The following is a 23,897-nucleotide window of genomic DNA, read 5'->3' as shown; positions in this document are numbered from 1 at the left end:
GGCTCAGGTAGTCGATGCGCAAGTCCAGCGTGACGAGCGGCTGGATGCGGCCCAGCTTGAGGATGACGGCGGAGCCGCAGGCCGCGTCGATGAGCGTCGTCACGGCGCCGCCGGCGATGACGCCCGTCTCCGGGTTGCCGACGAGGAAGTCCGCGTAGGGCAGCTCGACGGTGGCTTCGGCGGGGCCGATGTCCAGGAGCTTCAGGCCCAGGGCGTGATTGTGGGGGACGATGTCCGAGTAGAACAGGGCGCAGCGTTCCAGCCGCCCGGCCTTGTCTTCGGGAAGGGTGAAGTCCGACATGGGAAGCGGATAACAGAATCACGTCCGGATGGCGCGTGACGTTTCGCGTCGAGCCTTTGTCGGCCGCTCAGGAAGAGGCCTGCCCGCTCCCCTGTTCACGCGCGCCGAGCCTGTCGTCCCCGGGCCGGGTAGTGTCGCCCCGCCCCGCACGGCCGTATCTCGCGCAGTCCCCCATCACGAGGACCTCCGGTGAAACGACTGACTTCAGCCCTCTGCGTCGCCCTGCTGGTACCGGGCACGCTCTTCGCCGCGCAGCCCGCGGCGACTCCTCCCTCCGCTCGGCAGGACCCGCTGCCTGCTCCCCAGAAGAAGGACGAGGCCGCGCGCGAAGCCGGCCGCGCCGTGGAGGTGGACCCCAACGCCCCGTCCGCCGAAGCGGGCGCCAAGGAGGACAAGGAGAAGGACGCCTGGAAGGTGGACGCTCCAGGGTTCCCCGCGAAGCAGGTGGACATCGACGTCACCGAGGGGACGTGGATGAACGTGGATGTGAGCCCGAGCGGGGACGAGCTCGTCTTCGACCTGTTGGGCGACATCTACGTGTTGCCGCTGGCGGGAGGCGAGGCGCGCGCGCTGACCTCTGGTGTCTCGTGGGACATGCAGCCGCGCTTCAGTCCGGACGGCAGGTCCATCGCCTTCACCAGTGACAGGGGTGGCGGCGACAACATCTGGGTGATGAAGCGGGATGGCTCGGACGCGAAGGCGGTGACGCAGGAGAAGTTCCGCCTGCTCAACAGCCCCGCGTGGAGTCCGGACGGACAGTTCCTGCTCGCACGCAAGCACTTCACCTCGCGGCGCTCGCTGGGCGCGGGTGAGGTGTGGATGTATCACCGCTCCGGCGGCGAGGGCGTGCAGCTCACCGAGCGCGCCAACGAGCAGAAGGATTTGGGCGAGCCGGTCTTCTCTCCCGACGGCCGTTACATCTACTTCAGCCAGGACGTCACGCCGGGCAAGACGTTCGAATACAACAAGGACCCCAACGGAGAGATTTACGCCATCCAGCGGTTGGATGTGGAGACGAAGGAGATCGACCCCTTCGTCACCGGGCCGGGTGGCTCCATCCGCCCTACGCCGTCGCGGGACGGCAAGCAGCTGGCGTTCATCCGCCGGGTGCGGACGAAGTCGGTGCTCTACGTCACGGACGTGGCCTCTGGCGCGGAGCGCCCGCTGTATGACGGGCTGGACAGGGACATGCAGGAGACGTGGGCCATCCACGGCGTGTACCCGACGCTGGCGTGGACCCGGGACGACAAGGCGATTGTCTTCTGGGCGGGCGGCAAGCTCCAGCGCATCGACGTGGCGACGAAGCAGGTGACGCCCATCCCCTTCCACGTGAAGGGCACGCGGACGATTGCCGAGGCGGTGCGCTCGCCGCAGGTGGTGGCGCCGGAGCGCTTCAACACGAAGATGCTGCGCTGGGTGCAGGTGTCGCCGAAGGGCGACCGCGTGGTGTACCAGTCGCTGGGCAAGCTCTACGTGAAGGAGCTGCCGGGTGGCGCGCCGAAGCGGCTGACGAAGCAGGAGGACCACCTGGAGTTCTACCCGTCGTTCTCGCGGGACGGGCGCTCCATCGTCTACACGACGTGGGATGACGAGAAGCTGGGCGCCATCCGCGCGGTGTCCGCGACGGGCGGCGAGGGCAAGGTGCTGACGTCGAAGCCGGGCTACTACGTGGAGCCCGCGCTGAGTCCGGATGGGAAGTCGCTGGTGTACCGCGCGACGGGGGATGGCTACCTGATGCCGGGGCAGTGGAGTCGGGAGACGGGCCTCTTCGTGCAGCCCGCGTCGGGAGGCACGCCGCGCAGGCTGGCGCGCGACGGTGAGCAGCCGCACTTCGGGGCGCGCTCGGACCGCGTGTACTTCCTGCATGTGGAGCACAAGGAGAAGGAGGACGTGCGCTCGCTGAAGAGCGTGGGTCTGGATGGGGGCGAGGAGCGCTCGCACCTGTCGAGCGCGGAGGCGACGGAGCTGCGCGTGTCACCGGACGAGCGGTGGGTGGCGTTCCGCGAGAACTTCAACGCCTTCATCACGCCGTTCCCGAAGGGCGCGAAGGCGGCGACGGTGGGCCCCGAGGCGAAGGCGCTGCCGGTGGCGAAGGTGAGCCGCGACGCGGGCGAATACCTGCACTGGGCTGGAGACAGCAAGAGCCTGCACTGGGCGCTGGGGCCCGAGCTCTTCACTCGGGCGCTGAATCAGTCCTTCGCCTTCGTGGAGGGTGCGCCGGAGAAGCTGCCGGCGGTGCCGGAGAAGGGCGTGGACCTGTCGTTCCAGGTGAAGGCGGACGTGCCGGAGGGCACGGTGGCGCTGGTGGGCGGGCGGGTCATCACGATGAAGGGTGACGAAGTCCTGGAGCAGGGCGTGGTGGTGGTGCGGGGCAATCGCATCGTCGCGGTGGGGCCGGTGGGCAAGGTGCAGGTGCCCGCGGGAGCGAAGGTCATCGACGTGAAGGGCAAGACGCTGATGCCGGGCCTGGTGGATGTGCACTGGCACGGGGCCATGGGCGTGGAAGGGCTGATGCCGGAGCAGAGCTGGGTGCAGGCGGCGTCGCTGGCGTTCGGAGTGACGACGCTGCATGACCCGTCGAACTCGTCGGAAGAGGTGTTCGCGGCGAGCGAGCTGGGCAAGTCAGGCGCGCTGTTGTCTCCGCGCATCTTCTCCACGGGGACGATTCTGTATGGCGCGGCGGGCGTGGGATATCGGACGCCGATTGAGACGCTGGACGATGCGCGCTCGCACCTGCGGCGGATGAAGGCGATGGGGGCCTTCAGCGTGAAGAGCTACAACCAGCCTCGCAGGGACCAGCGGCAGAAGGTGCTCCAGGCGGCGCGAGAGCTGAACATGCTGGTGGTGCCGGAGGGCGGCTCGCTGCTCCAGCACAACCTGTCGATGGTGGTGGACGGGCACACGGGCGTGGAGCACGCGATTCCGGTGGCGCGCATCTACGCGGACGTGAAGCAGCTCTGGGGCAAGAGCGGCACGGGCTACACGCCGACGCTGGGCGTGGCGTACGGCGGCAACTGGGGCGAGAACTACTGGTACCAGAAGACGAACGTCTGGCAGGACGAGCGGCTGTTGTCCTTCGTGCCTCGGCGGGTGGTGGACTCGCGCAGCCGTCGGCGGACGATGGTGCCGGACGACGAGCTGAACCACCTGGACGCGGCGAGGACGGCGCGCGAGCTGAACGACGCGGGCGTCAACGTGCAGCTCGGCGCGCATGGACAGCGCGAGGGCCTGGCGGCGCACTGGGAGCTGTCGATGTTCGGTCAGGGCGGGATGAAGCCGCTGCAGGCGCTGCGCGCGGGGACGCTGGGTGGCGCGCGCTACCTGGGCATGGATGGAGAGATTGGCTCGCTGGAGGAGGGGAAGCTGGCGGACCTCATCGTGTTGGACAAGAACCCGCTGGAGGACCTGATGAACAGCCGCGGGGTGCGCTTCACCATGGTGAACGGGCGGCTGTTCGACGCGGCCACGCTCAACGAGGTGGGGACGCGGCAGCGCCAGCGCGCGAAGTTCTTCTTCGAGAAGGACGGCAACGAGGGCTGGAGTCCCAAGGCCACCGCGCACACGCATACGCACGAGTGCGATTGAGCGTCAGGTGACGTGACGCGGGCTCCGGGGGCGTGCTTCCCGGAGCCCGTGGCCGCTCCCATTGGAAAAGGCCACCTCGAAGCCGTCCCGCATTTTCCGCTTATTCATTGATTGTCTGCTTTGTCTTGAATGTAGGTGTAGTCCCTCCTAAACTGCCTGGGCGCCGTGGGCAGCAGCGGGAGGCCGAGGAAGATGTCGGTGAAAGTTCAAGGGCTTGGGAAGGCCCTGGCCTGTGCGCTGCTGGTGGGCGGTTGCTCATCGCCCCAGGTCGCGGACCCCGACATCGTGCGTCCCGCGCCGGGTGCGCCGTTCCTGGACAAGCTTCCGGGGCCGATGCTGGGGCCATTCAGCTCGCCCTCGAGCGCCCTGCTCGCGGCGTGTCGGAAGATCCTCACCAAGCCGAACTCGAGCGCGGGTGGGCGGGACCACCAGGACTTCGACGTCCGGTGGCGTGTCTCCAGTGAGTACTGCGCCTGGATGTATTACACGCCGGACCAGCAGTACGTCGTGAGCAAGCTGACGGACCAGTCGCGAGTCGACCCGTTGCAGCGGAGCAAGAGCTGTCTGCTCCCCTCCTGGGTGGATGACCCGCGCTATCCGCCCGACGCCATCCGATACATCTACGCCCTGCACAACCATCCCTATGGCAGCAGCCTGACGGAGAACGACATCCGGTTCATTGTCTCGGAGGGGCTCGCGCATGGCTTCGAGAGCGAGACGAAGGATGGGCGCTTGAGGCTCTCCGTCGTCGCCTTCTTCTCTCGAAGCGCGTCGGAGCCGTCGTGTGACGGCTTCCACCAGTACATCCCGCTGACCGGGCAGTTGTTGAAGTGGACGCGCGGTGGGGCGAATTGGCAGTGCGAGCAGACGGGCTCGGTGCGCTGGTCGGATGCTGATACACGAAAGTTCACCGTCCAGAAGGGAAGCTCGCCGTGCGAGGGGAGCAAGACGCCATGAAACATCTGCTCCTTCCACTGCTGCTGCTCGTGTCGAGCTGTGTCCGGCACGCGGGCGCCCGCACCGCGACTCTTCCGGAGGACCCGTCCATCCAGTTCCCGGAGGCACTGGGGCAGGAGGCCCTCTCCCTGGCCGCGGAGGGACGACCGTATGTCCTGGATGGCGCGATGCTCGGCGCGCTCTCGATTGCCGCCAATGACTTCCTGCCGTTGGAGTCGCGCGAGCGCTCGTGCTGGAACCGGCAGGAGTCGTACCTGTATCGCGTGCTCCGACAGGGGGCCGTGTTCTTCGTGAGCATCTCCGCGAACCCCACTGCGTGTGGAGCCGAACCACGCATGTTGGATGGTGGCGGCGCGTACGCCATCGGGATGGATGGGCGCATCCTCCGGCGTCGCTTCGATGGAGAGCCGGAGGCGTTGGTGCCGGAAGGGGCCGCGCCGGATGCGGGCACGGAGCTCGACTCGGGGACGTCCCCGGACGCGGGCATCCCCGTCGGGGATACGACGTGGGGCAAGCCGCTCCAGCCGGTGCCCTCCTGGTGGACGGATGGCGGTACGGATGCGGGAGCGGCGCCCCGCTGAAAGCTCACGTGGTGGCGCGAGCGGAGAGCTTCCGCGACAGCAGCGCATCGAGCGAGAAGCGCCCGGGCCCCGCGGTGAGCAGCAGCACGGAGACGGCGATGTACAGCGTCGCCAGCTCAGAGGAGCCGGAGCCACCCGCGCTGCGTCCTCCCGCGCGGACGAGCCAGGTGGGCAGACCACCAAACGACTCTCCGGGACCGGAGGTGACGCCCATCACGCTGAGCCGGATGAACGGGTCACCCAGTGGGATGTGCGCGATGGCGATTCCCACGAGCATCGTCACGGCGACGCCGAGCGCGGCCAGTGGTGTCGCGACTCCCACCATCCACGCGAGCCCTCCGAAGAACTCGGCGGCGGCGCCGAGGAACTGGAGCACGCCGGGCACGGGAGAGCTTTCTCCCATCCAGGTGAAGGGCATCACCATCTTCCCCGCGCCATGCAGGGCCATCAGTCCACCGGTGAGGACCCGCAGCACGAGCAGTCCCGTGGACAGCGAGCGATTGGCGGGGCGAGGGTCGACGAGGAAGGGGGACAGTTGAAGCGTCATCGGGCTTTCTCCGGGGCGTCGTTCTCCAACAGCGACAGGGCGAAGCGCAGGGAGGAGCGGACGAGCGCGGAGTCTGGCTCCGTCTTGCCCACCACGCTCATGCCCTGCACGAGCACGACGAGGTGCGCGGCCAGCTCGTGCGCGTCGTGTCGTCGGCTGAGGAGTCCCTGCTCCTGGGCCTCCACGATTGCGGGCTCCAGGGCGGCGGCGAGCTTCGCGAAGGATTGTCCGACCACGGCACGCACCTCGGGGTCATGCGGCGCGACCTCCGCCGCGGTGTTGGCGAGCAGGCAGCCCCGCGTCCGTCCCGGCCCCGTGCAGCCCTTGCCGCGCACGCGCAGGTAGTGCTCCAGGCCAGCGCGGGGATTGGCGCCATGGGACAACAGCTCTCGAATCTGCACGGCGCTCTGGTCCGCGTAGCGGCGCAGCGAGGCGAGGAACAGCGCGCGCTTGTCACCGAAGGCGGCATACAGGCTGCCCTTCAGGACGCCCGTTCCCGTCTCCAAATCCCGGACCGACACGGCGTGGTAGCCGGTCGTCCAGAATTGCTCGATGGCGCGGTCCAGCACCGCGTCCTCATCGAAAGTCTTCGGTCGCCCCATGCGCACTCCTCGCGAGACCCAGGGGCCGCGCGTTCTTGGACGCTCGTTCAAATAACGATTGTTGGACGAGTGGTCAAGTTCGAGTGAAGGGAACGGCCTCGCGGGCAGGGGTGTCGAAGGAGCCCACGCTGGATGTGGGCATGGCCGACAGGAGGCGACACATGTGGGTGGGGCCGGGCCGGCGCTGGGGGCTGATATCCCTGGTGATGGGAGTGGCCCTGTCGATGGACTCCGACATGGAGCGCCCTGTCTTTGGAGACCCGCTGCTGGAGACGTTTCCGGGGCCGGGGATTGGTCCCTACAAGGACTACGTGGATGCGTTGGTCGAGTCCTGCCAGTACGTGCAGGCGAGGCCCGCTGAGCGCGAGGGTCCGTCGTGTCTCTGGCTGTACTACAGCATGGAGCAGCCGTACTTCATTGGCAGGCTGTCGAAGCCATTGAGGGTGGACCCGGAGCGGGACAGCACGAGCTGCCTGCTGCCGTGGAGGATGGATGACCCGCGCTATCCGCCAGGGTCATCCAGGAGCACGACGGTCCTGTACAGCGGTGTCCATGGAAGTGAGCTGTCGGACGACGAGCTCTACTTCATGGTGTTGGAAGGGGAGCGCCACAGCATCGAGAACGAGCCAGGTCGTGCGCGTGCTTGGGTCTCCATCGCGCTCACCATCGCGAATGCCAGGACGCCCCCGTGTGATGGGTTCCACGAATACATCCCCATCACCGGGCAGTTTTTCAGGCGGATGCGCTCGGACGAGGGCTGGCGGTGCGAGGTGACCGGGGAGGTGAGTTGGGTGGATTCAAAGCTCACCGTGAAGCGCATTCGGCGTCCCTGTCAGACGCCATGAATCATGGGGCGGAGTGCTTCGTACAGCTCAGTCATGCGCTGTAACTGCTCGATGCGTTCCGTCGGAGTGAGCTCAAGATTCTGTAGAAGAAGGGACACGTCCACGCCCGCCTCGATGGCGACGTCCCAGTGAGGGCCATCGCTGGGAAAAGACTGCCGGAGCAGGTCCCTCATATCCATGGCCCTACTCCAGGTCGGGAGCGCCTTGTCCGCAGCACTCCTCGACAAATTGCCGACCACGTGACAGGCGCACTTGGCGGCTTTTGCAGCAGGTGGCCTCTTCACTCCTCGCCGTCCAAGGCACGTCAGGACTTGTCGTCGCCCGCAAGGATGCGAGGCGCCGCCGCGCGGTGGAAGCCCTCGTAGGGCTTGGACGCGGAGGTCTCCTCCAGGGGGAAGATCTTGGTGTTGCACGACGCGCCACCGTCAATCTTGATGACCTCGCCGGTGATGAACGCCGCCACGTCCGTGAGCAGGAACACGATGGCGCCGCTCACCTCCGCCTCCGTGGCCAGCCGCTGCAACGGCACTTCCTTCTTCAACAGGGGGATGAGCGCCTTGACGCCCTCGTCCTGGTAGCTGTCCATGCCGCTCGACGCCACCCAGCCCGGCGCCACCGCGTTGACGCGCACGCCCGTCGCCGCCCACTCCACCGCCGCCGTCTGCGTCAGGTTGAGCATGCCCATGCGCGCCGCGCCCGAGTGCCCCATTCCCGGCATCCCGCCCCACGCGTCCGCGAGCATGTTGACGATGGACCCGCCGTGGTTGCTCATCGACTGGAGGTAGACTTCACGCGCCATCAGGAAGCCGCCCGTGAGGTTGGTGGCCACCACCGCCTCGAAGCCCTTCTTGGAGATGGCCGCGAGCGGTGACGGGAACTGTCCACCCGCGTTGTTCACCAGGCCGTGGATGCGCCCGCGCGCCGCGACGATGCGCGCCACCGTGGCCTTCACGCCTTCTTCATCGCGGATGTCCACCGTCTCCAGCGAGCACTCGCCGCCGTCCTCGCGCAGCTCCGCGGCGACCTTCTCCAGCTTGTCCAGCTTGCGGCCCACCAGGACGACGTGCGCGCCGAGCGCCGCCAGCTCGTGCGCGGTACAGCGCCCGATTCCGCTGCCGCCTCCCGTCACGACGATATTCTGTCCCTTGAAACAACCCGGTGCGAATACAGAGCGGTAACCCATGTCGTCTCCCGAAGTGGCCCCGTGCGTGGCGCGAGGGCCCGTGATGTCCGTGGTCGCCTCGCGGCGTCAGTCTCCCGCTTTCCGGCCGCGCCGGGAACGCAGCGCGTCCTCGAGCGTGAGCGACCAACGGTGGAGAATCTTCTTCCTGCGCGCGCTGTCGTCCCGCAGCAGGTTGGCGAGCCCCAGGCCCCGGATGAGGTCCAGCGTCGCCTGTATCAGCTCACGCGTCTCCGGCTCGCGGTCGTCCACGTCGAGCAGCGCCACCGTGAGCCGGTGCACCTCCCGCCCCACCTTCGCCTCCACTGGCAGGAGTTGCGCGCGCAGCTCCGCGTCCGCGCTCGCCGCCACCCAGAGCTGCGCCACCGCCGCGAAGAGGGGCTGCGTGTAGAAGCCCGCCAGCATGTGCAGGATGCTCTCCGTCCGCCGCGCTTCGGCTGGCTGCCGGGCCGCTCTCCGACTGAGCTCCTCCACCTGCTGGTGCCCCACGTACTCCACCGCCGCCGCGACCAGGTCGCCTCGCGTGGGGAAGTGGTGCTGGCACGCGCCGCGAGACACGCCCGCTCGCTCGGCGATGACCGTCATCGTGGAGCCTGCCCACCCCAGCTCGGACAGGGCGCCGATGGCGGCCTCCATCAAGCGCTGCCGGGTCACCCGGCTGCGCTCCTGTTCCTGTCTGCCCGGGGGCGGTGATTTGCTCACGAAGCCAGCTTGAAAGGCACCCTCGAAAAAAGCAAGCGCGCTTGCTTTTTTAAGGACGCCATCCCACACTGCCCGCATTCAGGCTGGACGTGGAGAGCGCATGAGCGAGTCCCCCCTCCGTATCGGCAATGCCTCGGGCTTCTATGGAGACCGCTTCTCGGCCGTCCGGGAGATGCTCGAAGGCGGCCAGTTGGACGTCCTCACGGGCGACTACCTGGCGGAGCTGACGATGTTGATTCTCGGCCGCGACAGGATGAAGGACCCGTCCACCGGCTACGCCAAGACGTTCCTCCGGCAGATGGAGCAGTGCCTGGGGCTCGCGCTGGACAAGAAGGTGAAGGTCGTCGTGAACGCGGGCGGGTTGAACCCGTCCGGCCTCGCCACGGCGCTGCGCGAGCTGAATGACAAGCTGGGCCTCAAGGCGCGCATCGCGCACGTGGAGGGGGATGACCTCTCCGGCAGCGCGGACGAGCTGGGCCTCGGCTCGCCCATCACCGCGAATGCGTACCTGGGCGGCTGGGGCATCGCCGAGAGCCTGCGCGCGGGCGCGGACGTCGTCGTCACCGGTCGCGTGACGGATGCCTCGCTGGTGGTGGGCCCCGCCGCCGCGCACTTCGGCTGGAAGCGCGACGACTGGGACAAGCTCGCGGGCGCCATGGTGGCCGGCCACGTCCTGGAGTGCGGCACGCAGGCGACGGGTGGCAACTACTCCTTCTTCAAGGAGCTGGATGTCCGCCGGCCCGGCTTCCCCCTGGCGGAGCTGCACGCGGATGGCTCGTCCGTCATCTCCAAGCACGCGGGCACGGGTGGCGCGGTGACGGTGGACACGGTGCTCGCGCAGCTCCTCTACGAAATCACCGGGGCCCGGTACGCGGGGCCCGACGCGACGGCGCGGTTCGACTCCATCTCCCTGGCGGATGACGGCAAGGACCGCGTGCGCATCTCCGGGGTGAAGGGCGAGCCGCCTCCGCCCACCGTGAAGGTGTGTCTCAACCACCTGGGTGGCTACAAGAACGAGGCGACGTTCATCCTCGTGGGGCTCGACATCGAGGAGAAGGCGGCGCTCATCCGAGGGCAGATGGAGGCGGCGCTCACGCGCAAGCCCAAGGAGTCCCACTGGACGCTGGTGCGCACGGACCGCGAGGACGCCGCCACGGAGGAGCAGGCCGCGGCCTTCCTGCGGGTCGTGGTGAAGGACGCGGACCAGAAGCTCGTGGGTCGCTCCTTCAGTGGTGCCGCCGTCGAGCTGGCGCTGGGGACCTACCCCGGCTTCACCATGACGGCGCCGCCGTCGGATGGCGCACCGTATGGCGTCTATACGCCGGCCTATGTCGACGCGAAGCGTGTGGAGCACGTCGCAGTGCTGCCGGATGGCGCGCGCACCCTCATCCCGCCCACGGAGCAATCCCTGAAGCTTGGGCCCGTGGAGACGCCCGCGTTGCCGGAGGCGCCGCCTTCGGGCCCCACGCGGCGAGCACCGCTGGGGCGCATCGTCGCGGCGCGCAGTGGTGACAAGGGCGGTACGGCGAACATCGGCGTGTGGGCGCGGACGGACGCGGCCTGGCGCTGGCTTGCGCACTTCCTCACGGCGGAGAAGCTGCGCGAGCTGCTGCCGGAGACGGCGGCCTATCCGATTGAACGGCACGACTTCCCCCGGCTCCGAGGGGTGAACTTCGTGGTCGACGGGATTCTGGGCGAGGGTGTGTCGTCATCGACGCGCTTCGACCCGCAGGGCAAGGCGCTGGGGGAGTGGCTCCGCTCGCGCCATGTGGACATCCCCGAGTCGCTGCTTCGTGAAGGAGAGGGTTGAGCCGATGCCAAGAATCACATCGCGGGTGAACACGGGCTCGGAGTCGTTCCAGGCACAGCGCGCGGACATGCTGGCGCGCCTCGCGGAGCTGCGGGGCGTGGAGGCGAAGGTCCGCGCCACCGAGAACAAGGCGACCGAGAAGTTCCACAAGCGCGGCCAGTTGCTGCCCCGCGAGCGGCTGATGATGCTGTTGGACAGGGGCTCGCCCTTCCTGGAGCTGTCCACGCTGTGCGGGTACGGCTACCACGACGACAGTGACGGCTCGCTGGCGGGCGGCAACAGCATCGCTGGCATCGGCTACGTGTCGGGCGTCCGGTGCTTCGTCTTCGTCAACAACTCCGCCATCAAGGGCGGCACAGCGTCGCCCTGGGGCGTGCAGAAGGCGCTGCGCGGACAGGCCATCGCGCTGCAGAACAAGCTGCCCATGGTGTCGCTGGTGGAGAGCGGCGGCGCCAATCTCATGTACCAGCAGGAGATTTTCATCCCGGGCGGGGAGACCTTCTACAACCAGGCGCGGATGTCCGCTGCGGGCATCCCGCAAATCACCGTGGTCCACGGCTCCAGCACCGCGGGTGGCGCGTACCTGCCCGGCCTGTCCGACTACGTGGTGATGGTGAAGAAAAAGGCGAAGGTGTTCCTCGCCGGCCCGCCGCTGCTCAAGGCCGCGACGGGCGAGGTCGCCACCGACGAGGACCTGGGCGGCGCGGAGATGCACGCCACCGTCGCGGGCACCGCGGACTACCTGGCCGAGGACGACGCCGACGCCATCCGCATGGCGCGCGAAATCGTGTCCAAGCTTGGCTGGAACGAGCGACTGGCGGCCGCTCCCCCCACGCTCTACGAGGAGCCGCGCTACTCGCCTGACGAGCTGTGCGGCGCCATTCCGGCGGACTACCGCAAGCCCTACGACTGTCGCGAAATCATCGCGCGCTTCGTGGACGGCTCCGACTTCACGGGCTTCAAGGACGCCTACGACACGCACACCGTCTGCGGGTGGGCGAACCTCTTCGGCGCGTCCATCGGCATCATCGGCAACAACGGCCCCATCAGTCCGAAGGGCGCGACGAAGGCGGCGCAGTTCATCCAGCTCTGCTGCCAGTCGGGAACGCCCATCGTCTACCTCCAGAACACCACGGGGTACCTGGTGGGGACGCAGCCGGAGCAGGGCGGCATCGTCAAGCACGGCTCGAAGATGATTCAGGCGGTGGCGAACGCCACGGTGCCGCAGGTGACGCTGCTGGTGGGTGGCTCGTTCGGCGCGGGCAACTATGGAATGTGCGGCAGGCCGTTCCATCCGCGCTTCATCTTCGCGTGGCCCAACGCGCGCACGGCCGTCATGGGCGGCGAGCAGGCGGCGAAGGTGATGTCGATTGTCTTCGGCGAGAAGCTCGCGCGCGGCGGCGAGGTGGTGGACGAGGAGGCCATCCGCGCCTTCACGCAGCCCATCGTCGACCAGTTCGACAAGGAGTCGCACCCCTTCAACGCCTCGGCGCGGCTGTTCGACGACGGCATCATCGACCCGCGCGACACGCGGCGGGTGCTCGGCTTCGTCCTGTCCATCTGCCGCGAGGCGGGTCGACGCGAGCTCAATCCGAACAGCTTCGGGGTCGCACGCCTGTGAGAGGAGCGAACGGGATGGAGCGTTTCAGCAAGGTCCTCATCGCGAACCGGGGTGAGATTGCCGTGCGGGTGATTCGCACGTGCAAGCGGTTGGGGTACCGGACGGTGGCGGTGTTCTCCGAGGCGGACCAGGGCGCGCCGCACGTGCTCGCGGCGGACGAGGCGGTGCCGATTGGAGCGTCGCCCGCGAGGGAGTCGTACCTGGTCATCGACAAGCTCATCGGCGCGGCGAAGGCGTCGGGAGCCCAGGCGATTCATCCGGGCTACGGCTTCCTCTCCGAGAACGCGGCCTTCTCGCGCGCGTGCAAGGAGGCGGGGCTCATCTTCATCGGCCCCGACGCCGAGGCCATCACCCTGATGGGCAACAAGCGTCAGGCGAAGCTGCGGATGATTGCGGCGGGTGTCCCGTGCATTCCCGGCTACGAGGCCTCGGACGCGGACGATGAAGCGCTGGCGGTGGAGGGCGAGCGCATCGGCTTCCCGCTGATGGTGAAGGCGGCGGCCGGTGGTGGTGGTCGCGGCATGCGACTGGTGCACGAGGCGTCGCAGCTCCGCGCCGCGCTGCGTGGAGCGCGCTCGGAGTCCACCAATGCCTTCGGCAGCGGCGAGCTCATCCTGGAGCGGGCGGTCATCAACGCGCGGCACGTGGAGATTCAGGTCTTCGCGGACGAGCACGGCAACGTGGTGCACCTGGGGGAGCGCGACTGCTCGGTGCAGCGGCGTCACCAGAAGATTGTCGAGGAGAGTCCATCTCCCGCGGTCAGCGCGGAGCTGCGCGAGCGGATGGGACAGGTGGCTGTCACCGCGGCCAAGGCGATTGCCTACAAGGGCGCGGGCACCATCGAGTTCCTCCTCGCGCCGAGCGGCGAGTTCTACTTCATGGAGATGAACACCCGTCTCCAGGTGGAGCACCCCGTCACCGAGGAGATTACGGGCCTGGACCTCGTGGAGTGGCAGCTCCGCGTGGCCTCGGGCGAGGTGCTGCCGCGCGCGCAGAAAGACATCACCTGGACGGGGCACGCCATCGAGGTGCGCCTGTGCGCGGAGGACCCGGCGAAGCAGTACGCACCTCAGGCGGGGCGGCTCTTGACGTGGCGGCTGCCCTCGCGTGAGGGCGTGCGAATCGACCATGGCGTGCGCGAGGGGCAGGACATCCCGCCCTTCTACGACTCCATGCAGGCGAAGGTGATTGCGTACGGCTCGGACCGGGAGCAGGCGCGGCGACGGCTGGTGGAGGCGCTGCACGAGCTCACCGTATTCGGCGTCACCACGAACAAGGCGCTGCTGCTCCATGTGCTGGAGGACGGCACGTTCCGCTCCGGCGTCTACGACACGGGCTTCATCGGCAAGCACGCGGACAGCGCGACGCTGACGCGGCTGTACGAGACGACTCCACGTGAGCGCGCGCTGGCGGCGACGGCGCTCTTCCACGATGAGGCGCAGGTCCTCGCGAGGAGGCGCGGGTTGGACGGCTCGCTGGTGAATTGGAACACGGCGTACACGCATCCGGTGGCGATGGCGCTGGAGGACCGGAACGGTCAGTCGAAGGTCACCGTGCGGCCGGTGTCTCCCACGCTGTACGAGGTGAGCGCTGACGGCGAGTCGCTCGAGGTCGGCGTGCTGGGCCTGGCGGACAGCGTGTTCGACTACTCCGTCGCCGGGGCGCGAGGCCGTGCGCGCTATCTCCGGAGCGGGGATTCGCTCTGGTTGGATTCGGGAGTCGGGGCACGCCGCCTCACGGATGTGACGTTCCGTCCGCCGAAGTCGACGGAAGGGGCGGGCACGGGCCGACTGCTCGCGCCGATGGACGGGCGCATCCTGCGCGTGGATGCGAAGCCGGGTGACAAGGTGAAGCCGGGTGACGTCCTCCTCGTGCTGGAGGCGATGAAGATGGAGTTCCAGCTCGCGGCGGACATTTCTGGTGTCGTCGAGGCGGTGAATGCCTCGGTGGGTGGCCAGGTGTCAGCGAAGCAGTTGCTCGTGGTGCTCACGCCGGAGTCGAAGCCGAAGGAGCCGCCGGCCTGAGTCGAGCGAGGGGGGGCGGGCAAACCGGGCTCCGGATGTCCGTTGCCCATCCCCTCGATTCAGTGGTGGTGGACCTGTCTGTCGTCGCCGGTCTGAGCGCGCTGTCGGCTCAGTCCGAGCACGGCGAGCCCGATGATGCACAGGGCGGCGCCGGAGGCACAGACACCCGCCCAGCCGAAGTGGGTCCACAGGGTGGTTCCCAGCCAGGAGCCACCCGCGCCGCCCGCGAAGTACGTCACCATGTAGAGGGTGTTGAGGCGGCTGCGCGCCTCCGGACGCAGGGCGTAGACGCGCGTCTGATTGGAGATGTGGTTGCCCTGGGCGCCCAGGTCGAGCAGCACCACGCCCAGGGCGATGCCCCACAGCCAGCGGCCCAGTGGCCACATCAACACGAAGGAGAGGAGCAGCACGCCGATGGCCAGCATGTTGATGCGCCGGCCTCCGTGCGAGTCCGCGTATCGGCCCACGAGGGGCGCAATCATTGCCCCCACGACGCCGACGACTCCGAAGAGGCCGGCGGTTTGGGGGCCGTAGTGCTGGGGGAGGCTCTGGAGGTACAGGGCGAGCGTGGACCAGAAGACGCTGAAGGCGCCGAAGGTGAGCGCGCCGAGCACGGAGTGCAGACGCAGGACGGGCTCGGTGCGCGCCAGGTGGATGAGTGAGCGCATCAGCTCCGGGTAGGGCATGGCGGCCACGGCCGGCTGCGAGGGCAGGGTGAAGCGCAGCACCAGCGCGAGCAGGAGCATCAACCCGGCGGCCATCCAGAACATGGAGCGCCAGCCCAGGTGCGTGCCCACGAAGCCGGCGGCGGTGCGCGACAGGAGGATGCCGATGAGCAGGCCGCTCATGACGGTTCCGACGACGCGTCCGCGCTGGGCGGCGGGGGCCAGGTGCGCGGCGAAGGGCACGAGGAGCTGGGGGACGATGGTGGTGGCGCCGACGATGAAGCTGGCGAGGACGAGCCACGGAAGGGTGGGCGCGAGCGCGACACCCACGAGGGCGAGGCTCACCAGCGCGGACATGGTGACGATGACGCGTCGCCGCTCCAGGCTGTCGCCGAGCGGGACGATGAGCAGCATGCCCGCCGCGTAGCCGACCTGGGTCAGCGTGGGCACGAGGCCGAGCGAGCTGCCCGAGGCGTTCAGCTCCCGGCCGATGTCTCCGAGCAGGGGCTGGTTGTAATAGAGGTTCGCGGCGGTGGCGCCGGAGGCGGCGGCCATGAGCCCCACCAGCCCGGTGCTGAGCGTGGAGTGAGACGGTTCCGAGGGGGCGGGTGTCGACATGGGAGGCGCGGCGCACTCTCTGCCTGGAGTGCGCCCGGGTCCAGTGGCTCGTGGGTCGCGTCACGCCTGCCTGCTGGTGGGCACGGGGTGAGTGGGAGTACCCGAGCGTGTGGTGGGGTCCGTGAGTTCGCCCAGGTCCAATGACACGCGAGGTGTGTCGCGCCTGCTTGTGGGTGAGCACGGGGTGAGCGGGGCCCACGAGCGTGGTGGTCGGGTGCGAGGGGAGTAACGCCGACCCTGAGAGTGCGCAGGACTACTCGTTAGAGGCGGGCCTGCGTGTGAGGTCGGGCACCCCGCGTGCGGCTCGGTGTAGGCTTCCTGGCATGGCTGGAGTCACCACCGCGCCGGAGCGCCTGCCCGTCATCGACATGTCCCCGCTGTTCGACGCGTCTCCTTCCGAGGCTCGGAAGCAGGTGGCGCGTGAAATCGAGCAGGCGTGTCGCGACACGGGCTTCTTCTATGTCTCCGGGCATGGGGTTTCGGACGCTGTGCTCGCGCGGATGGAGGAGGAGAGTCACCGCTTCTTCGCGTTGCCGCGTGAGGCGAAGGAGGCCATCGCCATGGCGCACGGTGGGCCCGCGTGGCGTGGCTGGTTCCCGCTGGGAGGCGAGCTGACGTCGGGGAAGCCGGACCGCAAGGAGGGGCTCTATCTGGGCACGGAGCTGGGGCCCGAGCATCCGCGAGTGAAGGCGGGCTGGCCGCTGCACGGGGCGAACCTGTGGCCGCCGGAGGTGCCGGGGCTGCGCTCGGTGGTGCTCGACTACATGGCCGGTGTCACTCGCGCGGCGCATGCGTTGATGGAGGGAGTGGCGGAGAGCCTGGGGTTGGAGCGGGACTACTTCCACCGGACGTACACGGCGGACCCCACGGTGTTGTTCCGCGTCTTCCACTACCCCGCGGAGCCGGAGCCCGCGGATGGCGAGGAGCGCTGGGGCGTGGGGGAGCACACGGACTATGGGCTGCTGACGCTGCTCGCGCAGGACTCGAATGGTGGGCTGCAGGTGAAGTCGCGACGCGGGTGGGTGGACGCGCCGCCGCTGCGGGGGACGCTGGTGTGCAACATCGGCGACATGCTCGACCGGCTGACGGGCGGTTGGTATCGCTCCACGCCGCATCGGGTGAAGAACGTGAGTGGGAGGGACAGGCTCTCGTTCCCGCTCTTCTTCGACCCGGATTTCGCGGCGGAGGTCTTACCGCTGCCGGATGTGGCTTCGGCGGATGTGGATGAGGACCGTGCTCGCCGGTGGGACGGGGCGAGCGTCCACGCGTTCGAGGGCACCTACGGGGACTATCTGCTGGGGAAGGTGTCGAAGGTGTTCCCGCAGCTCGTGCGGCGGGTGCTGTAGTTCACGCGGGTCTTCGCACGATGGGCTCCATGAGGCCGGCCTTCACCAGCAGCTCGTGGACGCGCCGAGCGAGGGCGACGTGCTCGGCGTTTTCGTAGGTGAAACGCTCGGGGGTGAGGATGATGAGGGTGCCCTGGTCCCCGACGTGCTCGATGCGCACGGGCGCGGGGAGCGGGGGCACGGTGCCTCGGTGCCTGGCGAAGTAGGTTATCCAGCCGGGTCTGTCGTGGGCCTGACCGTCGCGCTCATTTTCCGTGGCTTGGTATGCGTCTGACATGGCGATGGCCCAATCGGGTTCCCAGGCGAGCGCCATGCATCGCAGCACACTCGTGAGAACGGGCACGGTGATGATGCGGTCCGCGTTCTCGCTTCGACCGAGCGTGGGCAGCGACAGCACGCACACGTTGGAATTTCCCTCCGCGTAGCTGCCGGAAGTGATGTTGATGGTTGCGCTGTCGTCCTTGCCTCCGCCGTTGTGGAGCCAGAAGCTGAGGCCCAGCTCTATAAAGACGCGTCCTTTGCCTTCCCGGTTGACGCCCTTGCGAAAGTTCTCGGCAAGGGTGGCTTCATCGGGCGGCATCAAGGGGTATTTGAGCGCATCCTTGCGCGACCGAGTGAACTTGTACCAGTGGGTGAGGGATGGGTCGCACGAAGCCAGGAGGTTGAGAAAGGTCGCCGTACGGTGAGCGCACTGCTCCGGTGACTCGCGACGCGGCCCCCAATAAGCGCCTGCGTAGTAGGTCTCCAGGTACGGGTAGGGCTTGAAGTCTGGTGGGATGAGCACAGAGCTGTTTCCTTATCTCGCCGGAGTGTGGATCACCGTGATTTCCTTGAGGTCATTTCTAGCGAAAAGCTTCTGAATGGCCTCCGCCGACTTCTTCTCCGCGATATGCCACTCGATGCGAATGTTCTGCCCTCGCACGATGTCGCGTTGTCGCTTGGCTTGCTCAATCATCCGTTTGGCACCTGTGGGCCTGAACCAGTATTCGGGGTCGAGTTGGTCCGTGAACTTGTTGTCGTAGTTGGGGCCCTTGGCCTCCAGGAGTATCTCGTCCTTGTATCCGTCGAACTTCACGTCGCCCACCCAGTAGGCGTCGTCGGCGGTGTGTCCCGAGATTTGCTCCTGGTAGCGGCGAGCCGCTGGTTTCATGGACTCGTTCGCGGGCTTCCACTGTCCAGGCCCTCGGGAGGGGGCTGGGCTCTGCCCTGCTGATTTTGCTCGCTGGAGGATGATGGCCACGCCGGGTCCACCGCCCAGCACCGCCGCCGCGCGCCCCACTGGCACCGAGACTCGCTCCATGACGAGCGCGCCACTCGCAGAGAGTGACAGCACCGGAACCTCCGCCGTCGCGAACGCCGTGCCTCCCATCGTCTTCGCGACGCCACTCGCGGTTCCCCACGCCGTGATGAGCCCCGTCACCAGCTTGGAGACCACCTGAATCTGCTCTCCCCGAGGCAGGTACTGGAAGTGCTCCAGGTACTCGGGCGATGACGCCAGCAAGGCCGACAGCGTGGCGGGCATGTGCTGAAGCGCGGCGAGATGGTTGGCGGGAGAAGTCGAGAAGAACTGCCCCACGGCCAGAGCAAGCTCAACGAAGGACTCCTCCGCTCCGTCCAGGACCCGGCTCACCGTGTCTGCGTCATCATGGACATCGGTGAACGCACCGCCTCGCAGCTCCTCCAGTCGTGAACCCAATGGACGGAAGACGCCCCCCTTGCCCGTGTAGAAGCGCCCCAGCTCGAACAGCCCCGCTCGGAAGTTGGCGTCCTTCCACTCGACCTGACCCACGCGCTGCTGCGTCTGTCCGCTGCGCACCCAGGCGAGGCATCCATCGGGCCTCAACACCGCCACCTGCTCGAAGCGCTCCGTCCGGCGGACCAGCTCGGCGCGTGACGCCTCTCCCGAAGCCATCACCTCTCGCAGCATGAAGCCCACGGCGACTCGCGCCGGAAACTGTCCCAGCGTCACGGCCTTGTCGGGCAATCTCGCCAACAGCCGTGCCGCTTGAGTGGGCGTGAGGGACTGACCGGACAACGGGCGCTCATCCCGTTCATCCAGCCCCGCCACCGCGAGCAACCGCTCCCAGGCATCTACACCGACGACGGCTGAATCCACCGACCGCGCACTGGATGCGAGGAGGCGCGTGTCGCGTCGACGGTGGCTTCGAGAATCCGCGCTCGACAGTGCATCCGAGCGCAGCGCTCCGCCAGGAGGAGGCGGAAGTGATGCGCAGCCCGTGCTCAACAGCACCACGCTCAACAACACGACCTTCATGTCCATGGACTGGTTCCCCAGAAACTCCGAGGCGGAAGACCCGTGATGCAAGCTCACGGTGAACCTCGACGCACCCGCGTGGGCCACGGTGTCGAGGCGAAAGCCTTTCGCCTCACGTTCACCGCGCGCCGCGACGAGCGGGCCCTCGGGCCCGCCGCGCGTCCGTATCGCTCAGCTCCCGCTCGTCGCCGGTGTTTCCGTGCGCGGCAACAGGCGCCCACCCAGCATGGTGATGCGCCGTGCCGCCAGTCGCTCACGCGCCTCGGGCTGGATGTCCTGCGGCGTCCACTTCAGGTCGTGGTCGAACTCCACGTGCACGGACTCGACGCCCTCCTGGCCCGTGAGACGCTGCTCGATTTCCCGCATGAAGTACGCGGCCATCATGCACATGGGAGACGTGATGTGCAGGCGCACCGTCACCTTCCCATCCTCGTGCTTCACGCTCTGGATGAGCCCCATCTCCCCAATCCCCAACGGCACGCCCGTCGCCAGGCTGCACGGGTCCGGAATCGACTGGATGCGCTCTCGCAGCGCCGCTTCCGTCGTCACGGCCGCGCCTCCGGCTTGTAGCTGTAGGGCTTGATGTCGCCCTTGGCGCGCTTGCGCGAGAACTCGTCGTTCTCGATGCGCTTCTTCACCGCCTCCACGTCCACCCCGGCGTAGCGCGCGTAGTTGTCGCAGAGAATCATCCGCTTCACCTCCGGCGTTACCTGCATGCCCGCCATCTGCACCAGCTCCTCGGGCAGTTGGAAGTCGTGCCAGAACTTGTGCAGCGCCGGCTGCGGATGGCTGAACACCGTGCCGGAGCCCCACATGATTTTCGCCGGGCCCGCCCACTTGAGCAGCGCCGCCAGCGACTCCGCGAACCAGCGCTCCCGCTTCACCAGCAACGCCCCCGTCACCTCCAGGTTGACGTACACGTTGGGGAACAGCGACAGCTGCATGCCCGTCTCGTCCAGGAACGCCATGCCGCCATGGACGATTTCGAAGTTCAGGTCCGGGAACGCATCCGCCGCGCCGCCGATGTCGTCGACCTTGTACGGCTCCAGAGGCACCGCCCCCATCGGCAGGCCCTTGTGCACCGCGATGTTCTTGATGCCCAGCTTGCGCGCCCGCTCGAACAGCGGAAACGCGATGCTCGGGTCATCCATCCGCCAGCCGGTGTGCTTGAACGAGTCCCCCAGCCACGCCGCCGGATAGAGCTTCAACCCCGTGGGCTTGAGGTCCTCCGCCTGGCGCTCCAAATCCTCCAGCGCCGCCGTGCCCCGCAGCGGGTCCACGCCCGCGTAGACGAGGAAGCGGTCCGGGAAGCGCCGCTTGATATCCACCGTCTTCTCATACGAGCACAGCCCGTCCGTGTAGAGCGTCTGGAGCGGCAGCACGTGGTGCACCGCCAGGTCGATGTCGCTCTCCACGAAGAGGATGTGGGCCAGCTCGTCCACGGACCAGTCCTTCATGAACTGGTCTGCCTGCGGGACGCGGTGCGAGTCGTTGGACAACCCGCTGTGCAGTCCGAAGATGAGCTGTGCCAGGGACTCGGCGTACTTCCCCGCGCGCCAGTTGGACGGGTGCAGGTTGTACGCATGCGTTACCGCATCGATGACGAAGCCGCCGCCAATCACCAGGAACTCCCTTCGGATGCGCGCCGGGAAATCCGGCACGGTGAAGTCTCACTCATTCGTGGCAAGCGCGGCGACGTCAGGAGAGTCGACCGCCAGCACTTCTCCGACGATTTGTTGAATCATCTGCGCATCGAAGGGCTTCTCGATGCGTGGATTCGGAATGCGCTCCAGGAACTGGCGCGCCCGGGTGGTGTACGAGCCACCGGTGATGAAGATGAAGCGCAGGCTCAGCCCGGGCTCACGCTCCCTCACCCGCTCGTACACGTCCATGCCGGTGATGCCCGGCATCATCAAGTCACAGAAGATGGCGTCGAACGGGCCTCCGGAGGACAGCTTCGTCAGCGCCTCCTCGCCACTGCCCACCACCGTCACCTGGTGCCGCTTGCCGATGATGCGCGCCAGCGAGCGTCCCACCGCGGGCTCGTCGTCAATCACCAGCAGCCGACCGCTGCGCTCCGACGAGGGCGCGGGCAACGCGGGCACCTCGCGCGGCGTCGCGTCCGCGGGCGCGGGCGGCAACTGCACGGTGAAGGTGGTGCCCCGCCCCGGCTCGCTGCGCACGGTGATTTCCCCACCCAGCCCCCGGATGATGCCGTGGCAGATGGACAGCCCCAGCCCCGTGCCCGAGCCCACCGCCTTCGTCGTGAAGAACGGGTCGAAGATGCGCGCGAGCACGCTGGGCGGCATGCCAGAGCCGGTGTCGCTCACGTCCACCGCCACGCCGCCATGCACGCCCGGACGCACCCAGATGGTCACCTGCTGGTTCGCCGGGTCTCCCTCCGGAATGGCCTGCGCCGCGTTCACCACCAGATTGAGGAACACCTGCCCCAGCCGGGACGCGTCCGCGTGCACGGGCGGCACGTCCTCGTAGCGTTTGACGACCTGGGCCCGGGGACGCAGCTCGCTGGAGGCCAGCTTGAGGGAGAACTCGAGCGACTCGCGCACGTCGAGCAGCTCCCGGCGCTCCTCGTCCTGACGGGAGATGTACTTCAAGTCCCGGACGATGTTGCGCACGCGGGTGGCGCCCTCGAGCGCCTCCTTGAGCAGCTCCCCGGTGTCCTTCAGGGACCCGGACCAGCCCGGCGCGAGCGCTCCGTCGGGGAGCATCCGCCCCAGCTCCCCGCCCAGCCGCTGCATGGACTCCATGGCCGACTCCAGATTCGCCATGACGTAGGTGAGCGGGTTGTTGATTTCGTGGCCCACGCCCGCCGCGAGCGTGCCGGCGAGCACCATCCGGTCCGACTGGAGGAGCTGGGCCTGCATGTTCTTGCGCTCGGTGATGTCGCGCGCCATGACGACCACCGCGCCCACGCCGTCGAAGTCGACGGGCAGGCCCGCGCTCTCCGCGTCGAACCACGTGCCGTCGCGGCGCAGGTAGCGAATCTCGCGCAGCGGGGCCAGCTCGCCCCGCGCCACCACCGCATGCACGCGCTGGCGCACCACATCCAGGTCGTCCGGGTGGACGATGGTCCAGATGGGACGGCCCAACAGCTCGCTGGCGTGCTCGTACCTCAGCGCGCGCAGCAGCGTCGGGTTGACGTAGACGAAGCGCTGGTCCCGGTGGACGAAGATGGCCTCGGGTGCCGTCTCGATGAGCTTGCGGAAGCTCTGCTCGGAGCGGTGCAGCGCTTCCTCCGTGCGCTTGCGCTCGGTGACGTCCTCGAAGGCGAACAGCCGGTAGCGGGACTCGTCACCGCTGGCGCCCATGGGCGTGGAGAGCCGGCGCAAGGTCCGCCCGTTGGAGAGCACCGCCTCGTCCCCGTGCAGCGGCGGGGGCGCGTCCGTCTCCGTGGTGGCGGGATTCAAGCGCAGGAAGGCGGCGGCCTCACCGGCGCGCAGGCAGTGGCCCAGCACGTCCTCGTGAGAGACCTGACCCTTGCGCATGGCGGCCTCGAGCGACTCGATGCCCCACAGCTGGCAGAAGCGACGGTTGGCGTAGAGGACGGTGCCGGAGCGCACCTCCACCACGTACAGGCCCAGGGGCAGGCTGTCGCTCATCGCCCACGGCGGCACCGGACCACTCGAATCGGCGACGGGGCTGCGGTGCTTGTCCAGCGCGGGAGGTGACTCCAGCCTCCGCACCGTGCAGTACAGCGGCCCACCCGCCGCGGAGCACGCCGCGCTCCACACGAGCCAGGCCCACGTCCCATCGCGACAGCGCCACCGACAAGAAAAGCGCATGGTGCCCGTCGTGCGCGCCAGCGACTCCAGCCGCGCATCCACCGCGGAGACGTCCTCCGGGTGGACGAAGCCCCGGTAACCTTCCAGCCGCAGCTCCGTGGGAGACCAACCCACCGTCACCGTCCATGCGGGATTGGCCTCCAGAATCCGGCCCTGCGCACCCAGCACGACGAACAGCTCGGTGGAGAGCTCGAAGAAGCGGTGAGCCCACTGCTCCATCAACATTGCGTTCCTTCAACGCCCAGGGGCGCGAGACGCCACGGCCCTGGGGGGAGGGGGCCGCGCGTCGCTTGGTGCATGACGGGGTGAAACGAGTCTTCGCGGACATAGACACCATTTCAGGAAAAAATGCATGTCCGTAATTCATTGGGGCAGGCGCGCGGGTGTGTGCCCGGATGCAGGGCAACCACAGGGGCGAGCGTCGACGGCTCAAGC

19 protein-coding genes are annotated in these 23,897 nt (G+C 68.0%); 8 read left to right on the top strand and 11 right to left on the bottom strand.

From position 1 onward, the window contains the following. Positions 1-301 (bottom strand): PaaI family thioesterase (locus tag HUW62_RS17180; protein ID WP_176435063.1); only part of this gene is annotated, 301 nt, incomplete at its 3' end. Positions 302-490: 189 nt separating this feature from the next. Between HUW62_RS17180 and HUW62_RS17175 the strand changes: the two genes are divergently transcribed. The 3 genes from HUW62_RS17175 to HUW62_RS17165 all read left to right on the top strand — a co-directional run bounded on the left by HUW62_RS17175 (position 491) and on the right by HUW62_RS17165 (position 5,424). Continuing rightward, a complete protein-coding gene (locus HUW62_RS17175; protein ID WP_176435062.1) occupies positions 491-3,886 on the top strand; it encodes an amidohydrolase family protein in 3,396 nt (1,131 codons plus the stop codon). 192 nt (positions 3,887-4,078) lie between these two features. Further along, positions 4,079-4,843, top strand: a complete 765-nt coding sequence (locus HUW62_RS17170) for a hypothetical protein (RefSeq protein WP_163870795.1) — start codon at positions 4,079-4,081, stop codon at positions 4,841-4,843. Next, the gene (locus tag HUW62_RS17165) at positions 4,840-5,424 is read left to right on the top strand and encodes a hypothetical protein (protein ID WP_176435061.1); all 585 of its coding nucleotides are present in this window, start codon (positions 4,840-4,842) and stop codon (positions 5,422-5,424) included. Before HUW62_RS17170 ends, HUW62_RS17165 begins: the two co-directional genes overlap by 4 nt. 4 nt (positions 5,425-5,428) lie before the next feature. Here the strand turns inward: HUW62_RS17165 and HUW62_RS17160 are convergent, their stop codons facing one another. Together HUW62_RS17160 and HUW62_RS17155 are read right to left on the bottom strand one after the other, a co-directional pair. After that, on the bottom strand, positions 5,429-5,971 hold the full coding sequence (locus HUW62_RS17160) for a DoxX family protein (RefSeq protein ID WP_176435060.1): 543 nt from the start codon (positions 5,969-5,971) through the stop codon (positions 5,429-5,431). After that, positions 5,968-6,573 (bottom strand): TetR/AcrR family transcriptional regulator, encoded by a 606-nt coding sequence (locus tag HUW62_RS17155; protein WP_163870791.1) that lies wholly within the window; start codon positions 6,571-6,573, stop codon positions 5,968-5,970. Before HUW62_RS17155 ends, HUW62_RS17160 begins: the two co-directional genes overlap by 4 nt. Positions 6,574-6,713: 140 nt before the next feature. On the opposite strand from HUW62_RS17155, the gene HUW62_RS17150 reads away from it, so the two are divergent. Then, a complete protein-coding gene (locus HUW62_RS17150; protein ID WP_217911381.1) occupies positions 6,714-7,418 on the top strand; it encodes a hypothetical protein in 705 nt (234 codons plus the stop codon). Between the two features lie 304 nt (positions 7,419-7,722). On the opposite strand, the gene HUW62_RS17145 is transcribed toward HUW62_RS17150, so the two are convergent. Together HUW62_RS17145 and HUW62_RS17140 are read right to left on the bottom strand one after the other, a co-directional pair. Next, entirely contained in the window at positions 7,723-8,601 is an 879-nt protein-coding gene (locus tag HUW62_RS17145) for an SDR family oxidoreductase (protein ID WP_163870789.1), read from the bottom strand. Positions 8,602-8,667: 66 nt separating this feature from the next. After that, on the bottom strand, positions 8,668-9,234 hold the full coding sequence (locus HUW62_RS17140; RefSeq protein ID WP_217911387.1) for a TetR/AcrR family transcriptional regulator: 567 nt from the start codon (positions 9,232-9,234) through the stop codon (positions 8,668-8,670). A 166-nt stretch (positions 9,235-9,400) separates the two neighbouring features. Between HUW62_RS17140 and HUW62_RS17135 the strand changes: the two genes are divergently transcribed. Genes HUW62_RS17135 through HUW62_RS17125 form a run of 3 tightly spaced genes read left to right on the top strand, consistent with a single transcriptional unit; the run spans position 9,401 to position 14,755 of the window. Then, positions 9,401-11,110, top strand: a complete 1,710-nt coding sequence (locus HUW62_RS17135) for an acyclic terpene utilization AtuA family protein (protein ID WP_176435058.1) — start codon at positions 9,401-9,403, stop codon at positions 11,108-11,110. A 4-nt stretch (positions 11,111-11,114) separates the two neighbouring features. Further along, positions 11,115-12,731: an acyl-CoA carboxylase subunit beta gene (locus HUW62_RS17130; protein ID WP_176435057.1), complete on the top strand. Its 1,617-nt coding sequence runs from the start codon at positions 11,115-11,117 to the stop codon at positions 12,729-12,731. A 14-nt stretch (positions 12,732-12,745) separates the two neighbouring features. Beyond that, positions 12,746-14,755 (top strand): acetyl-CoA carboxylase biotin carboxylase subunit, encoded by a 2,010-nt coding sequence (locus HUW62_RS17125; RefSeq protein ID WP_176435056.1) that lies wholly within the window; start codon positions 12,746-12,748, stop codon positions 14,753-14,755. Positions 14,756-14,814: 59 nt separating this feature from the next. Here the strand turns inward: HUW62_RS17125 and HUW62_RS17120 are convergent, their stop codons facing one another. Next, positions 14,815-16,038 carry an MFS transporter gene (locus HUW62_RS17120; RefSeq protein ID WP_176435055.1) on the bottom strand — a complete coding sequence of 408 codons (1,224 nt, stop codon included), beginning with the start codon at positions 16,036-16,038 and terminating at the stop codon, positions 14,815-14,817. A 323-nt stretch (positions 16,039-16,361) separates the two neighbouring features. Between HUW62_RS17120 and HUW62_RS17115 the strand changes: the two genes are divergently transcribed. Further along, complete coding sequence (locus HUW62_RS17115; RefSeq protein ID WP_176435054.1) at positions 16,362-17,384, top strand: isopenicillin N synthase family oxygenase; 1,023 nt, start codon at positions 16,362-16,364, stop codon at positions 17,382-17,384. A 1-nt stretch (position 17,385) separates the two neighbouring features. Here HUW62_RS17115 and HUW62_RS17110 read toward each other — a convergent pair whose 3' ends face one another. The 5 genes from HUW62_RS17110 to HUW62_RS17090 form a co-directional block, all read right to left on the bottom strand. After that, entirely contained in the window at positions 17,386-18,168 is a 783-nt protein-coding gene (locus HUW62_RS17110; protein WP_368670431.1) for an immunity 52 family protein, read from the bottom strand. Positions 18,169-18,180: 12 nt separating this feature from the next. Beyond that, on the bottom strand, positions 18,181-19,665 hold the full coding sequence (locus HUW62_RS17105) for a Tox-REase-5 domain-containing protein (protein ID WP_176435053.1): 1,485 nt from the start codon (positions 19,663-19,665) through the stop codon (positions 18,181-18,183). 165 nt (positions 19,666-19,830) lie between these two features. Next, positions 19,831-20,208 carry a metal-sulfur cluster assembly factor gene (locus HUW62_RS17100; protein WP_163870781.1) on the bottom strand — a complete coding sequence of 126 codons (378 nt, stop codon included), beginning with the start codon at positions 20,206-20,208 and terminating at the stop codon, positions 19,831-19,833. Beyond that, on the bottom strand, positions 20,205-21,320 hold the full coding sequence (locus HUW62_RS17095; RefSeq protein ID WP_368670430.1) for an amidohydrolase family protein: 1,116 nt from the start codon (positions 21,318-21,320) through the stop codon (positions 20,205-20,207). The genes HUW62_RS17100 and HUW62_RS17095 overlap by 4 nt, the downstream gene beginning before the upstream one ends. A gap of 9 nt (positions 21,321-21,329) precedes the next feature. Further along, on the bottom strand, positions 21,330-23,681 hold the full coding sequence (locus HUW62_RS17090) for a PAS domain S-box protein (protein ID WP_240357142.1): 2,352 nt from the start codon (positions 23,679-23,681) through the stop codon (positions 21,330-21,332). Between the last annotated feature and the right edge of the window lie 216 nt (positions 23,682-23,897).

It is taken from the genome of Myxococcus sp. AM011, from assembly GCF_013372595.1.
GTDB lineage: Bacteria > Myxococcota > Myxococcia > Myxococcales > Myxococcaceae > Myxococcus > Myxococcus eversor.
Note: the sequence above shows the minus strand (reverse complement) of the source record. Positions and strands in the feature narration are given on the sequence as shown.

What these genes read in the sequence shown, in the direction of transcription:
- HUW62_RS17165 (WP_176435061.1), top strand. Translation starts at nt 4,840, where the DNA reads ATGAAACATCTGCTCCTTCCACTGCTGCTGCTCGTGTCGAGCTGTGTC.
- HUW62_RS17135 (WP_176435058.1), top strand. Translation starts at nt 9,401, where the DNA reads ATGAGCGAGTCCCCCCTCCGTATCGGCAATGCCTCGGGCTTCTATGGA.
- HUW62_RS17145 (WP_163870789.1), bottom strand. Translation starts at nt 8,601, where the DNA reads ATGGGTTACCGCTCTGTATTCGCACCGGGTTGTTTCAAGGGACAGAAT.
- HUW62_RS17120 (WP_176435055.1), bottom strand. Translation starts at nt 16,038, where the DNA reads ATGTCGACACCCGCCCCCTCGGAACCGTCTCACTCCACGCTCAGCACC.
- HUW62_RS17105 (WP_176435053.1), bottom strand. Translation starts at nt 19,665, where the DNA reads ATGGACATGAAGGTCGTGTTGTTGAGCGTGGTGCTGTTGAGCACGGGC.
- HUW62_RS17140 (WP_217911387.1), bottom strand. Translation starts at nt 9,234, where the DNA reads ATGGAGGCCGCCATCGGCGCCCTGTCCGAGCTGGGGTGGGCAGGCTCC.
- HUW62_RS17130 (WP_176435057.1), top strand. Translation starts at nt 11,115, where the DNA reads ATGCCAAGAATCACATCGCGGGTGAACACGGGCTCGGAGTCGTTCCAG.
- HUW62_RS17170 (WP_163870795.1), top strand. Translation starts at nt 4,079, where the DNA reads ATGTCGGTGAAAGTTCAAGGGCTTGGGAAGGCCCTGGCCTGTGCGCTG.
- HUW62_RS17155 (WP_163870791.1), bottom strand. Translation starts at nt 6,573, where the DNA reads ATGGGGCGACCGAAGACTTTCGATGAGGACGCGGTGCTGGACCGCGCC.
- HUW62_RS17090 (WP_240357142.1), bottom strand. Translation starts at nt 23,681, where the DNA reads ATGGAGCAGTGGGCTCACCGCTTCTTCGAGCTCTCCACCGAGCTGTTC.
- HUW62_RS17150 (WP_217911381.1), top strand. Translation starts at nt 6,714, where the DNA reads ATGGCCGACAGGAGGCGACACATGTGGGTGGGGCCGGGCCGGCGCTGG.
- HUW62_RS17125 (WP_176435056.1), top strand. Translation starts at nt 12,746, where the DNA reads ATGGAGCGTTTCAGCAAGGTCCTCATCGCGAACCGGGGTGAGATTGCC.
- HUW62_RS17160 (WP_176435060.1), bottom strand. Translation starts at nt 5,971, where the DNA reads ATGACGCTTCAACTGTCCCCCTTCCTCGTCGACCCTCGCCCCGCCAAT.
- HUW62_RS17115 (WP_176435054.1), top strand. Translation starts at nt 16,362, where the DNA reads ATGGCTGGAGTCACCACCGCGCCGGAGCGCCTGCCCGTCATCGACATG.